Here is a 13205-nt window from a genome sequence, read left to right on the forward strand (position 1 = left end):
GCCCAAAATGGTCATCCGCATCGCACTCGCCCGAAAACTCCTGGTCATTCTCAATGCAAAAGCACGAGATGCGCGAAGAGAATTCGAATATGCAACTTGACAACCCAGATAGTCGCTCATTCCTGTGCTCGTCACAGGAATCCAGCCGCCGCGCGTCCGCGCGGCGAGAAGAGTCTTTCCAGCCCAAGGACTTGGGCTGGCTGGATCTCTGTGACGAGCACAGAGATGAGGGAGATGGTGGCAACCCTCAGTCTCCACTCTCCTGTGGATCGCTCTCTCGCCTTCCCTACTCCCGCTCCGCCGACTTCGCCCAAAGATTGATATCCGCCTCACGGGCGTAGACGTCGATCTCTGCAAGCTCCTCGGCCGAAAATTCAAGATTATCCAGCGCCTTGACGCAGTCGACGATCTGCGACGAGCGGCTGGCGCCGATCAGCGCCGAGGTCACGCGTCCGCCGCGCAGCACCCAGGCGATCGCCATCTGCGCCAGCGTCTGGCCGCGCCTTTCGGCGATCTCGTTCAGCTTTTTGATATTATCGATGATCGAGGGACGGATGAAGTCGCGCTTCAGGAAATGGTTCTGGGCGGCGCGGCTATCGGCCGGAATGCCGCCGAGATATTTCGTCGTCAGCATGCCCTGAGCCAGCGGCGAGAACACGATCGAGCCCATGCCGGTCTCGTCGAGCGCGTCGAGCAGCTTGTCGTCTTCGACCCAGCGGTTGAGCATCGAATAGCTCGGCTGGTGGATCAGGCAAGGCGTGCCGAGGCTCTTCAGGATCGCGGCGGCTTCGCGGGTGCGCTGCGAATTATAGGAGGAGATGCCGACATAAAGCGCCCGGCCGGAGCGGACGATATGGTCGAGCGCCCCGCAGGTTTCCTCGAGCGGCGTGTCCGGGTCGAAACGATGCGAATAAAAGATATCGACATAGTCGAGACCCATCCGCTTCAGGCTCTGGTCGCAAGAGGCGATCAGATACTTGCGGCTGCCCCATTCGCCATAGGGACCCGGCCACATGTCGTAGCCGGCTTTCGAAGAGATGATCAGTTCGTCGCGAAGCCCGGAAAATTCGGTCCGCAGGATTTCGCCGAAAGCGGTCTCGGCGCTGCCGGGAGGCGGGCCGTAATTGTTGGCGAGGTCGAAATGCGTGATGCCGAGATCGAAGGCCGTGCGGCACATGTCGATCTTGCGCTCATGCGGCGTGTCGCCGCCGAAATTGTGCCAGAGGCCGAGGGAAACCGCCGGCAGCTTCAGGCCCGAACGCCCGACGCGGTTATATTTCATCTTCGAATAACGGTCTGCGGCCGGTTGCCAGCTCATATGGAGGTCTCCTGAACCTGTCTAAATTGCTTCCCTTTCGTATCCGTCCTGAGCGGCGGCCGAAAGCTAAAAACATCTCCACCTTCCAACGTCGTCATCCTCGGGCTTGTCCCGAGGATCTACTGACAGCGCGGCAGATCCTCGGGACAAGCCCGAGGATGACGGAAGCGTGGGAGCGCGCGCCGGGCAAAAGCGCACCGACGCGCGCCCTCACTTTACTTCAACAGCGCCTGCGCCTCTTCGATGCCGAGTGCCGCCGGCTGGGTGCAGGTCGTGGTGAGATCGATGAACCGACCCTCCTCGCCCGACTTCAGGATCGAGGTCATCACGTCGACACCGTGCAGCGTGCGGTCGAGCGAGCAGCGCGCGTCACGGCCTTCGATCAGCGCCATCGCCATGTCGGCAAGGCCGGCAGTGCGGTAGTTGGCGCGCGAGCCGCTCGGGCTTTCCTGGTTGATCTTGCCGAAGGGATGGTCCCATTCTTCCAGCGGCTTGATGTCCTTGTCGCGGCCGCTTGCCTCGACGGTGCCGCCGAAGAAGTTCGGATCCGGCACGTAGAGCGAGCCGTCGGTGCCGTAGAGTTCCATATTGGCATGACGATGCGACCACACGTCCCAGCTTGCCGACAGCGTCACCGTAGCGCCGTTTACGAATTCGAGCAGCGCCTGGATCGTCGTCGGCGTTTTGACCGGGATGATCTCGCCGTTGCGCGGCTCACTGGTGATGGTGCGGGTCGGCGATGCCATCGAGGTCATGGCACCGACGCGTTTGACCGGGCCGATCAGGTTGATCAGGTTGGCGATGTAGTACGGGCCGAGATCAAGGATCGGGCCGCCTCCCGGCAGGAAGAAGAAATCCGGGTTCGGATGCCACATCTCCATGCCGGGGCTCATGACATAGCAGGCGCCGGAGGTGACCCGGCCGATGCCGCCATCATCGATGAACTTGCGGGCGAGCTGATGGGCGCCGCCGAGGAAGGTGTCCGGCGCGCAGCCGACGGCGAGGTTTTTCGCCTTGGCGATGCGGCGAAGCTCTTCGCCCTGCTCCAGCGTAAGCACCAGCGGCTTTTCCGAATAGACATGTTTTCCGGCTTCGAGGATCGCCTTCGATACCGGAAAATGCGCATCCGGAATGGTCAGGTTGACGACGACGTCGATCTCGTCATTGGCGAGAAGCGCGTCGATCGTCTGTGCCTTCACGCCATATTCCTTGGCGCGGGCCTCTGCGGCCTGCACGTTGATATCGGCGCAGGCCAGCACCTTCAGCCCCTTGAAGAGCGGTGCGAGCGAGAAATAGGTGGTGGAGATGTTGCCGCATCCGATGATGCCGACGCCAAGTTCCCTGGTCATGATGTGCCTCAATAAGTCTTGAAGGATGCGATCGAACGGCTGATGTTGCGGTCGATGTCTTTCGGGTTGTCATGTTCGACGACGAAGTGCTTGGCCTTGGTGCCGCGAAGCGCCGCAATCAGCTTGGCCCACTCGACCTTGCCATGGCCGACATCGGCCCAGCCGTCCTCGTCCTTCGCTTCGCCTGCCGGCGCGATATCCTTGACGTGAACCGAAGTGATGCGCGAGCCTAGCTTCTCGACCCAGGCGAAGGGATCGGCGTCGCCGCGGATGACCCAGGCGATATCGGCTTCCCAGGAAATGTCAGGCGCGCCTTCGAAAATGCGCTCGATCGGCAGAGAGCCGTCGGCCAGCTTGACGAACTCGAAATCATGATTGTGCCAGCCGAACTCGTAGCCCGTCTCCTTGTAAGGCTTGCTCATCTCCTGCAGCCGCTTGCCGAAGGCGGTCCAGCCGGCAGCGTCGGAGGGGCGCTGTTCAGCCGCCAGATGCGGCGCATAGATCGAGTCCATGCCGAGGATCTTGGCGATATTGAGCGACTTCTGGACTTCCTTCTCCAGGAAATCGGGGCTGAAGTGGCCGCTCGCCATGACCAGACCGTTCTTGTCGAGCTCGGCGCGAAGGCTCTTCAGGCCGGCATCGTCGAGATCGGCATAAATGCCGCCGAAGCCCTCGACTTCGGCATAGCCCGCCTTGCCGAGCTTCTCGAAAATCGCCGAATAGGGCTGGAAATTACGCGCACTGTAGAGCTGGTAGCTGAGTTTCGTCATCATGTTCTCCTTGGGCCTCGTGCCCATGCTTGGGAAGATCAATCCGCCGATTGGCAGGAATGCAGGTCGTAGAACCGGAAATCCGGCAGCTTGTCGCGTTCGAGCTGATGTGCCGGGGTGAAGGTGATGCGGCGACTTTCGCCGGCCGCAAGATCGAAGGCGTTGTCGGAATATTTGCCGTCCGTCTCGCTCTCGATCATCACGAAGAGAGCAAGTCCCCTAGCGGTGACGTTGATGTCGACGGCGCCGCTCGCCTCGACATATTCATGGGTGACAACAAGCCCTGACGGCTCCAGTTCCAGCGCCTTGTAAGTGCCATTGACATGGTGCCCCTCACCGCCCATGCCGTTCGACGCGGTGAAACGCCAGGCAAGCAGCGTCCCCTCGCCGATTTCAGAAATGTCGACGGTCGCAGCCGTCACCGCCGCATCCGGCGAGCAGACCGCCTGCACGTCTTTCAGATGCTTCCGCTCGCCCTTCATCGTCAGCAGCGAGATCGAAAGATCGACGCTGACATCGGCAAGCGTGTCATTAACAAGCGAGAAGCGGATCGTCTTGCCGTCTTCGGAGGGAATGGCGGCGACCGCCACCGGCTGGAAGAAGCGCTTGACGAGATAATGCATCGCCTTCCAGCGCCCGCCGTAATCCAGGCTCGACCAGGAAGCGACAGGCCAGGTGTCGTTGAGCTGCCAGTAGATCGTGCCCATGCAATGGGGCTTCAGCGAGCGCCAATATTCCACCGCCGTCTTGATCGCCAGGCCCTGCTGGATCTGGGAGAGATAGACGAAGTTCGGAAAGTCCTTCGGGAAGCGGAAATAGCGGAACATCGTGCCGGCGATGCGCTCGTTGCCGCCGGCATTCTTCTGGTGCAGCTCCATGACAGGAGAAGCGATATTCATATCCTTCTGCTCGGCATAGGTCTTGATGACAGGCAGCGAGGTATAGGACTGGAAGCCGAATTCCGAGCAGAAGCGCGGACGCACCGAGCGGTAATTGTCGAACGACTTGTTCTCGTGCCAGACCGACCAGTAATGCATGTCGCCGGAGCCATCGGCATGCCAGGCATCGCCGAAATCGAGATAGCCGGAAGCCGGGCTCGACGGCCACCAGAGCGCGCCGGGCAATGCCTTCTTCACCGCCTGCTCGATCGTCCGGTTCAGCCGGTCGTAAGAGACGAGATAGCGGTCGCGATCCTTCCTGGATTCCTCGAACCAGGTCAGCGCACCGACAAGCTCGTTGTCGCCGCACCAGAGCGCGATCGAGGGATGCGAAGAGAGCCGGCGCACCTGGTAATCGACTTCGATCGCCACATTCTCGAGAAAGTCTTCGGTCGAGGGATAGAGGTTGCAGGCGAACATGAAGTCCTGCCAGACCATCAGGCCCAGCCGGTCGCAGATGTCGTAGAAATGATCCTGCTCGTAGAAGCCGCCGCCCCAGACGCGGATCATGTTCATATTGGCGGCTTTCGCCGATTGCAGCAGATCTTCCGTCTTCTCGGGCGAAGACAGCGAATAGAGCGCGTCGGCGGGGATCCAGTTGGCGCCGCGGCAGAAGATCTCGCGGTCGTTGACCTTGAAGGCGAAACGGGCGCCTGAAGCATCAGGCGTGGTGATCAGCTCGATGGTGCGAAGGCCGATCTGCTTCGTCACCACTTCGTCGGACAGCTCGACGGAAAGCGTATAAAGCGCCTGCTCGCCGCTGCCGGACGGCCACCACAGGCGCGGCGTGTCGATATGGAAGAGATAGTTGACATCAGTCTCGCCCTTGACCCCGACATCGAGGCGCACGCGCTCGCCGTCGAGATCGAAATAGACCTGGGCGACGCCGGTCTGCTTGGCGTAGAGGCTCGCCGTCACCGTCAGATCGACGGAGCCGTCACTGTTATGCGTCTGGCGGGTGACCACATGTTCGATGCGCGCCGTCTCGAGCTTCTTCAGCGCGATCGTGCCGTAGAGGCCGAATGGAGCAATGGCGATATTCCAGTCCCAGCCGAAATGGCATTGCGGCTTGCGCAGCATGTTGCCGTCGGGGATCGGCGAATTGCCGGTGCTGTAGGGAATGTAGAAGGGCTGCTGCTTCTGCCGCTCGGCGCCGACACCGGGGTTGGAGGCGAAGACGATGCGGATGACGTTGTCACCCGATTTCAGCATGCTCGAAACATCAGGCCGGTAGCGGCGGAAGCTGTTATCGGCTTCGAGCGCCAGGAACCCGTTAACGTAAATGCTGGCGACGGTGTCGAGATAATCGACATCGAGATACCAATCACCCTCGGCCTCCTGCAGCGTAAAGCTGCGCTCGACCGCCCATTCACGCTGCGCGACCCACTGCACCTTCTCCTCGTTGCGGCCGAAATAGGGATCGGGGATCAGACCGGCCCGGTGAAGCGCGGTGTGCACGTCGCCTGGCAGCACGATTGATGTCCGGATTTCACCGTCGACGGAGTTAAGCTGCCACGATCCGGAAAGGTCGATGCTGGAGGGGGGCTGTTGTTGGGTCACGATTTCATTTCCGATTTGCATTTTAAAAGACGGCACATGGTCGCTATCCGCCACGTTGTCGTTCGGGAGGCTTGATTAGTCTCGCGCTCTTATTGCTCACGAGAGACGCTCAACCTTTCCTCCCTCATTCCTGTGCTTGTCACAGGAATCCAGCCACCGCGCGTCTGCGCGGTGAATGAATCTTATCCAAACAAGAGAGTCTCCCGCGCCCAAGGACTTGGGCGCGCTGGATTCCTGTGACAAGCACAGGAATGAGGGAGAGTGGAATATCCGCCGAATTCATACTCATAGCCTTGCAGCAGCAGGCGGCGCCATCCGGCCCCGCCCGCAGAACCGTCTAGAGCCGCAGCTCGCTCTCCGCATCGAACACCGAAGCCAGCGCCATATCGAAACTCAGCTTCACTTTGGCTCCGACATTGAAGCGGCGGGCGCCGTTGACGCGGACCGACATCGTGTGGCCGGCATGTTTCAGCCACAGAAGATTGTCCGCGCCCATCGGCTCCTCGATATCGACGGTGGCGTCATGTTCCTCGCCGCCGGTATTCTCGTTGACCTTGATGTGCTCGGGGCGAACACCGAGCACCACCTTGCGGCCGGGCTGCAGTGGTTCGTTGGCCTCGTAGCCGGCGAGCGAGAACGTTACCCCGTTCGCCACGAAGGCGATGCCGTCCCCTGACTTGACCAGCTCGCCGCGCAGGAAGTTCATCGACGGCGAGCCGATGAAGCCAGCGACGAAGAGATTGCGCGGCCGGTTGTAGATCGTCGTCGGATCGTCGAGCTGCTGAATGATGCCGCTCTTCATGATGGCAATGCGGTCGGCAAGCGTCAGCGCCTCGATCTGGTCGTGCGTGACGTAGATCATCGTATTCTCAAGCGACTGGTGCAGGCGCTTGATCTCGACACGCAGCTCCGAGCGCAGCTTGGCGTCGAGGTTGGAGAGTGGCTCGTCGAACAGGAAGACATCGACATCGCGAACCAGCGCCCGACCGATCGCCACACGCTGACGCTGGCCGCCGGAAAGCTCGGCGGGCTTGCGCTTCAGGAGCGGCTGGATCTGCAGGATTTCGGCGGCGCGCGCCACGCGTTTGTCGATCTCGGCCTGCGGCACCTTGGCGACGCGCAGGCCGAAGGAGAGGTTCTTCTCGACGGTCATCTGTGGGTAGAGCGCGTAGGACTGGAAGACCATGCCGATGCCGCGGTCCTTCGGTTCTTCCCAGGTGACGTTCTTGCCCTTGATGAAGATCTGCCCTTCCGAAGCGTCGAGCAGGCCGGCGATGCAGTTCAGCAAGGTCGACTTGCCGCAGCCGGACGAGCCGAGCAGCACCAGGAATTCGCCGTCATTGATTTCGAGGTTGAGATCCTTGAGCACGCTGACGGCGCCGAAATTCAGCGACAGATCCTTGATGGAGACGCTCGAATTGGAGACAGTTGAATTCATGTTCATGTGATCACCCCTTCACTGCGCCTGCGGCGATGCCGCGAACGAAAAGCCGCCCGGAGACGAAATAGACGACGAGCGGCACCAGGCCGGTCAGGATCGTTGCTGCCATATTGACGTTGTATTCCTTCACGCCCTGGACTGAGTTGACGATGTTGTTGAGCTGCACGGTCATCGGATAGGTGTCCGGCCGGGTGAAGACGACGCCGAACAGGAAGTCGTTCCAAATGCCGGTCACCTGCAGGATCATCGCCACGACGAAGATCGGCAGCGACATGGGCAGCATGATCTTCAGGAAGATCTGCCAGAAGCCCGCCCCATCCACACGTGCAGCTTTGAACAGCTCCTCCGGCAGAGAAACGAAATAGTTGCGGAAGAGCAGCGTCAGGATCGGCATGCCGAAGATCGAATGGACGATGACGAGGCCCGTCAGGGTTCCGTAAATGCCGATTTCGCGCAGGATAATAACGATCGGATAGATCATCACCTGATAGGGAATGAAGGCGCCGATGATCAGGATCGAGAAGAAGAGCTCGGATCCCTTGAAGCGCCAGTTCGCCAACGCATAACCATTCACCGAGGCGATCGCGATCGAGATGATGACCGACGGCACCGTGATGCGCACCGAGTTCCAGAAGCCGCGTGACAGGCCGTCGCAGTTCAAGCCCGTGCAGGCCTCCGCCCAGGCCTTTACCCAGGGCTGGAAGGTGATTTCCATCGGCGGCGAAAAGATATTGCCGAGGCGGATTTCCGGCATGCCCTTCAGCGAGGTGACGACCATCACATAGAGGGGCAGCAGGTAATAAAGCGCTGCAACCGTGAGCGTGCCGTAGAGGACGATATTGCGCGTAGACAGCCTTGGGCGCGGCTTCGGGCCGCTCGGGCCTTCGCCAAGTCTCGGGGCAACGGCGTCGATGCCGGCTGCTGTGCTATTGAGGGTTCCGATATTAGCCACGCTTGCGCCCTCCTCCGAATTCCAGATAGGCCCACGGAACGATGATGATCGCGACCGTGACCAGCATCATCGTCGATGCGGCGAAACCCTGCCCCAGGTTCTGCGCCTGGAACATGTAGTCGTAGACGTACTTGGCCGGGACTTCCGACGAGATGCCGGGACCGCCCGACGTCTGCGCCACGACAAGATCGTAGACCTTGACGATGCCGGAGGCGATGATGACGATCGTCGTGATGAAGACCGGCCGCATCATCGGTATCACGATGAAGAGATAGGTCCTCCACATCGGTATTCCGTCGACGCGCGCCGCTTTCCAGATATCCTCGTCGATGCCGCGCAGACCAGCGAGCATCAAGCACATGACAAGGCCCGTCCCCTGCCAGAGTGCGGCGATCAGAATGCCGTAGATGACGATTTCAGGCGTGTAGAGCGGGTTGAACGTGAAGCTCGTCCAGCCGAACGAACGCACCACAGACTGAACGCCGAAATCAGGATTGAGAACCCATTGCCAGACAAGGCCCGTCACGATGAAGGACAGCGCAAAGGGGTAGAGAAAAATGGTGCGGAAAGTATTCTCGAACCGGATCTTCTGGTCCATGAGGGCGGCAAGTAGAAAGCCGATCACCAGGCTGAAGATCAGCGAGAGAATACCGTAAAGCGCGAGGTTCTCGATGGCCGTCACCCAGCGGGGTGCCGCCCAGAGGCGCTCATACTGGTCGAAACCGACAAAGCTCAGCCGGGGAAGGAGCTTCGAATTGGTGAAGGAATAGAACACCGTCCAGACCGTGCCGCCGACAAAAATCACCAGCGCTGTCAGGATCATCGGAATGGACGCAATCTTGGCATTCAGATTGCGCAGTAGCTTGTTTGGCCGGCCTGCTTGCGCTTGACCCGTCATGAACACTCTCCTCAACTTGCAGCTGCGGCCCATGACGGCCGTCTTTCGTCCCCTGCCCCGCAACCTGCCGGACGCGCCGGCAAGACCATAACCATCCGGGACGATCCGGCTCCCGAAAGAGCCGGATCGCAAGGGCAGCAAATTCGCTGATCAGTCAGCCGAAGAGATGATTTCGGCGAAACGCTTCTGGGCGTCTTCCGGCGTCATCGACGGATTGGCGAAGAATTCGGAGAAGAGGTCTTCCTTCTGCTTCTGGCTGTCGGCCGAAAGCAGCTGGTCGGTGCCTTCGATCACATTGCCCTTCGCCAGGATATCGAGACCCTTCTTCATGCAGTCGTTTGCGGCGGCGAGATCGACGTCGGCGCGCACCGGCAGCGAACCCTTCTTCAGATTGAAGGCAACCTGGGTCTTTGGGTCGAGCAGGGTCTTGGCGAGCACGGCTTGTGCCTTGGACTTTTCCTCGTCCTTCAGGAGCGGGAAGTAGAAGGCGTCGCCGCCGGTCGAGATGATCTCGTTCACGCCGAGGCCCGGCAGGCAGGTATAGTCAGTGCCGGCCTTCTGACCGGCGAGCGCGAATTCGCCCTGCGCCCAGTCACCCATGATCTGGCCGCCGGCCTTGCCTGTGATGACGAGGTTGGTCGCCTGGTTCCAATCCTGGACGTTGGTGCCCTTGGACATGCGGCGCGCATCGTCGGCAGCCTTGAAGACCTTGGCGATCTCGGGCCCGGCCGCGGCTTCCGCGTCCTTGTCCTTGAAGACCTTGTTGAACGTATCCTTGCCGGCGATCGCGACCATCAGAACGTCGAAGGCGCCTGCGGCCTGCCACGGCTGACCGCCGACGGCGAGCGGAAGGATGCCGGCCTTTTCCAGAGCCGGAGCGGCGGCAACGAACTCATCCCAGTTCTTCGGCACTTCGACGCCGGCCTTCTTGAAGGCGGCGTTCGAAAGCCACAGCCACTGCCAGGAGTGGATGTTGACGGGAGCGCAATAGATCTTGCCGTCGATGGTGCAGGAGTCGAGCAGGCTCGACGGACGAATGATGTCCTTCCACTTCTCGGCGGTGGCGACGTCGGTCAGATCGCGCATCAGGCCGGCCTGAACGAGTTCCTCGGCCTGGCGGCCATGGTTGAACTGTGTGGCGCCCATCGGATCGCCGCCGGTGATGCGGCTGATCATGATCGGACGGGCCGTACCGCCGGAACCGGCGATAGCGCCGTCGACCCAGTGGTTGCCGGTTGCGTCGAAGGCCTTGGCCAGCTCGGCGACGGCCGCGGACTCACCGCCTGATGTCCACCAATGCGTGACTTCGAGATCGGTGGCGCTTGCGCTGATCGGAAGCGCGGCCGAAGCGGCAAGCAGTGCCGCCATCATACGAATTTTCATGAGTTCTCCTCCCTCACTGAAACGTTGCCGGAAAAACTTAGATCAATCGATTTCCCCACGCAACTGCCCGCCTATAAATTTTTCCTTAAAGATCCGGATTGCCACTTCTGACTGTTCCAAATCACCTCCCTACACTCTTTAAATCGGAAGATCCTTCGGCTTTTTCGCATATGCGCTGCCTATTTATATAGTTGAAAATCAAGCTATAATTTAAATCTATAACCTCAGCTCTCGCATCGCCCCTTTCGCAGATGCGGAAAAATCGCGAGCAAATCATCGATTCAACCTATGCGAATGATATTGCGACGCACACAAGAAAAAGCGCTCGACATTTCTACTGTATCGTTACAGATTGCATTCCTCAGGGAGGCGCGATTTTGGCAGGCGGCGGGCTTACGGCGCCTGAAAAAGCCTCTATAAGCGAGACAAATTCGCGTGAGGCGGCCTACAGGGATGGAAAACAAGGGAAATTTCGGACAAGCGGCATCGACGGCGGTGACGCGCGAGCGCCCGACGTTGAAGACGATCGCCTTCATGACCGGCCTCGGCGTAACGACGGTATCGCGCGCACTGAAGGATGCGCCGGATATCGGGGCCGAAACCAAGGAGCGGGTGCGCATGGTCGCCCGCCAGCTCGGCTACCAGCCGAACAGGGCGGGCGTGCGCCTGCGCACCGGCAAAACCAACGTCATCGCCCTCGTCCTCAGCATCGATGAGGAGATCATGGGCTTCTCAAGCCAGATGGTCTTCGGCATATCGGAGGTGCTGTCCGGCACGCCCTATCATATCGTCGTCACGCCGCACTCCCACAGCAAGGACCCGATGCTGCCGGTCCGCTATATCCTCGAGACCGGCTCGGCCGACGGCGTCATCATCTCGCGCATCGAGCCGGACGATCCGCGCGTGCGGCTTCTGACCGAGCGCGGCATGCCCTTTGCCACGCATGGGCGCACCGATGCCGGTCTCACGCATCCCTTCCACGATTTCGACAACGAGGCCTTCGCCCATCAGGCGGTGGAGCGGCTCGTCAGGCGCGGCCGGCGGCGCATCGCCCTGCTGCAGCCGCCGAGCAAGCTCACCTACTACGCCCATATCCGGATCGGCTTCCAGACCGGCCTGCATGATTACGGCGCCGAGGAGGTGCCGCTGCGCATCAACACCGATGCGCCGCTTGCCGATATCCGCGACATCATCGAGGTGATGATGCGTTCGGCCAACGCCCCCGACGGGATCGTCTGTTCGGCCGGCAGCGCGGCGATCGCCGTCAATGCCGGCATCGAGGCCGCCGGCAAGGCGCTCGGCCGCGATCTCGACATGGTCTCCAAGCAATCCGTGCCGATCCTCAACTGGATCCGCCCCGAGATCATCACCGCCCAGGAAGACGTGCGCCAGGCCGGCCGCGAAATGGCCAAGGCCGTCATCGCCCGCATCGACGGCGTCGAACCGGAACTGCTGCAGAGCATCAGCCAGCCGATCTGGCCGCAGGGCGAGAAGTAGGACCCCTGCTTCCGTACACCGGAGCCTGAGGCGCGCTCGAAAGGGCACGCCAGGAACGCTCCATCGTCTTGATTTGGCACAGAATTCCCTCCGGGAATGACAGCATCCATATCAAGCCGACAGTCGATATCACCCACCATTAATGATTAGCGGTTGCATAGACATGTAATTCATGAGTATTTTACCAAGTGTAGCGGCAACATTCTTGGAGGAGAAACATGCCGTCACCTTGGGAGAATGATGTTTTAGCCCATGCCGGTCCGGCTCTTTTAACCAAACCGCACCCGAAAATTCTTGAGGTCGGCGGAGGCAGCAGGACTTACGTCTATGTCGAGGGCGCCGAATATACTGCTCTGGATATTTCCAAGGAGCAGCTCGACAAAAACAGATATGCAAGCGAGAAGATCTTGGGCGACGCCCAGACCGTCGATTACGGCGGGCGCGTCTTCGACGCCTGCGTCTTCTGGGATGTTCTGGAGCATGTCGAAAGCCCGAAATCAGCGCTCTCGAAGGCCGCCAATACGCTCTCTCCGGGAGGCGTGGTCGTGGTCAAGGGGCCGATCTCGACCTCGATCAAGGGCATGGTCACCACCATGACGCCCCGCTGGGTGCACATCATGTTCTATCGTCTCATCCTGAAGCAGCCGAACGCCGGCAAGCCGGGCTATGCTCCCTTCCCGGTCGAACATTCCGTCGATGCCTCCCACTCGGAAATCGCCGCCACCTTGCGGCAGCTCGGAATGGAGGTCGTCTTCGTCGGCGAGTATATTTCAACCCATGTCGACGCGCTGCGGAAGCGAATGCCGCCGCTCTACTGGCTATACGAGTCGACTGGGTTCGTTATCCGGCTCATCTCCGGCCACAAGCGAGGAGGACGGAAAACGGAATTTGTGATCATCGCGAAGAATTCACACTGAGCGGCGCGTTCATCTCTCGGCAGAATATCCGACCGCCCACTCCGTTGCCGATGGCGAAGGCGCCCTCGCGGCCAAATCACCACGATGTCAATTTTCCTCCCGCCTTCGGAAAACGGCGCAACGGCTCGAAAAAGCCTTGATTGGCGGCCATCCCGCAGAGGAGCCACGGGGGATCTCGATCA

General features: G+C 60.4%; 10 protein-coding genes and 1 pseudogene. 3 read left to right on the forward strand and 8 right to left on the reverse strand.

Annotation, left to right across the window (positions count from 1 at the left end):
* Nucleotides 1–100, forward strand: a pseudogene (locus tag ATY77_RS33440) (IS110 family transposase); the annotation flags it as partial.
* Nucleotides 101–286: 186 nt separating this feature from the next.
* On the opposite strand, the gene mgrA reads toward ATY77_RS33440, so the two are convergent.
* The 8 genes from mgrA to ATY77_RS12440 all read right to left on the reverse strand — a co-directional run bounded on the left by mgrA (nucleotide 287) and on the right by ATY77_RS12440 (nucleotide 10609).
* On the reverse strand, nucleotides 287–1318 hold the full coding sequence (gene mgrA / locus ATY77_RS12400) for an L-glyceraldehyde 3-phosphate reductase (RefSeq protein ID WP_088687566.1): 1032 nt from the start codon (nucleotides 1316–1318) through the stop codon (nucleotides 287–289).
* A 215-nt stretch (nucleotides 1319–1533) separates the two neighbouring features.
* Nucleotides 1534–2667 carry a Gfo/Idh/MocA family oxidoreductase gene (locus tag ATY77_RS12405; protein WP_088687567.1) on the reverse strand — a complete coding sequence of 378 codons (1134 nt, stop codon included), beginning with the start codon at nucleotides 2665–2667 and terminating at the stop codon, nucleotides 1534–1536.
* 8 nt (nucleotides 2668–2675) lie between these two features.
* Nucleotides 2676–3437, reverse strand: a complete 762-nt coding sequence (locus tag ATY77_RS12410; RefSeq protein ID WP_088687568.1) for a sugar phosphate isomerase/epimerase — start codon at nucleotides 3435–3437, stop codon at nucleotides 2676–2678.
* 38 nt (nucleotides 3438–3475) lie between these two features.
* Nucleotides 3476–5935 carry a glycoside hydrolase family 2 protein gene (locus tag ATY77_RS12415; protein ID WP_245314325.1) on the reverse strand — a complete coding sequence of 820 codons (2460 nt, stop codon included), beginning with the start codon at nucleotides 5933–5935 and terminating at the stop codon, nucleotides 3476–3478.
* A gap of 337 nt (nucleotides 5936–6272) precedes the next feature.
* The gene (locus tag ATY77_RS12425) at nucleotides 6273–7379 is read right to left on the reverse strand and encodes an ABC transporter ATP-binding protein (RefSeq protein WP_088673690.1); all 1107 of its coding nucleotides are present in this window, start codon (nucleotides 7377–7379) and stop codon (nucleotides 6273–6275) included.
* Nucleotides 7380–7383: 4 nt separating this feature from the next.
* On the reverse strand, nucleotides 7384–8328 hold the full coding sequence (locus tag ATY77_RS12430) for a carbohydrate ABC transporter permease (protein ID WP_088673689.1): 945 nt from the start codon (nucleotides 8326–8328) through the stop codon (nucleotides 7384–7386).
* Nucleotides 8321–9226, reverse strand: a complete 906-nt coding sequence (locus tag ATY77_RS12435; protein WP_088687570.1) for a sugar ABC transporter permease — start codon at nucleotides 9224–9226, stop codon at nucleotides 8321–8323. Before ATY77_RS12435 ends, ATY77_RS12430 begins: the two co-directional genes overlap by 8 nt.
* A 150-nt stretch (nucleotides 9227–9376) precedes the next feature.
* Nucleotides 9377–10609 carry an ABC transporter substrate-binding protein gene (locus ATY77_RS12440; RefSeq protein WP_088687571.1) on the reverse strand — a complete coding sequence of 411 codons (1233 nt, stop codon included), beginning with the start codon at nucleotides 10607–10609 and terminating at the stop codon, nucleotides 9377–9379.
* A gap of 453 nt (nucleotides 10610–11062) precedes the next feature.
* On the opposite strand from ATY77_RS12440, the gene ATY77_RS12445 reads away from it, so the two are divergent.
* Together ATY77_RS12445 and ATY77_RS12450 are read left to right on the forward strand one after the other, a co-directional pair.
* Nucleotides 11063–12106: a LacI family transcriptional regulator gene (locus ATY77_RS12445; RefSeq protein ID WP_088687572.1), complete on the forward strand. Its 1044-nt coding sequence runs from the start codon at nucleotides 11063–11065 to the stop codon at nucleotides 12104–12106.
* Nucleotides 12107–12324: 218 nt separating this feature from the next.
* Complete coding sequence (locus ATY77_RS12450; RefSeq protein ID WP_088687573.1) at nucleotides 12325–13023, forward strand: class I SAM-dependent methyltransferase; 699 nt, start codon at nucleotides 12325–12327, stop codon at nucleotides 13021–13023.
* The last annotated feature ends 182 nt before the right edge of the window (nucleotides 13024–13205 follow it).

This window comes from Rhizobium sp. R634 (genome assembly GCF_002211305.1).
In the GTDB taxonomy this organism is placed as follows: Bacteria; Pseudomonadota; Alphaproteobacteria; order Rhizobiales; family Rhizobiaceae; genus Rhizobium.

What these genes read in the sequence shown, in the direction of transcription:
- ATY77_RS12450 (WP_088687573.1), top strand. Translation starts at nt 12,325, where the DNA reads ATGCCGTCACCTTGGGAGAATGATGTTTTAGCCCATGCCGGTCCGGCT.
- ATY77_RS12425 (WP_088673690.1), bottom strand. Translation starts at nt 7,379, where the DNA reads ATGAACATGAATTCAACTGTCTCCAATTCGAGCGTCTCCATCAAGGAT.
- mgrA (WP_088687566.1), bottom strand. Translation starts at nt 1,318, where the DNA reads ATGAGCTGGCAACCGGCCGCAGACCGTTATTCGAAGATGAAATATAAC.
- ATY77_RS12445 (WP_088687572.1), top strand. Translation starts at nt 11,063, where the DNA reads ATGGAAAACAAGGGAAATTTCGGACAAGCGGCATCGACGGCGGTGACG.
- ATY77_RS12435 (WP_088687570.1), bottom strand. Translation starts at nt 9,226, where the DNA reads ATGACGGGTCAAGCGCAAGCAGGCCGGCCAAACAAGCTACTGCGCAAT.
- ATY77_RS12405 (WP_088687567.1), bottom strand. Translation starts at nt 2,667, where the DNA reads ATGACCAGGGAACTTGGCGTCGGCATCATCGGATGCGGCAACATCTCC.
- ATY77_RS12410 (WP_088687568.1), bottom strand. Translation starts at nt 3,437, where the DNA reads ATGACGAAACTCAGCTACCAGCTCTACAGTGCGCGTAATTTCCAGCCC.
- ATY77_RS12440 (WP_088687571.1), bottom strand. Translation starts at nt 10,609, where the DNA reads ATGAAAATTCGTATGATGGCGGCACTGCTTGCCGCTTCGGCCGCGCTT.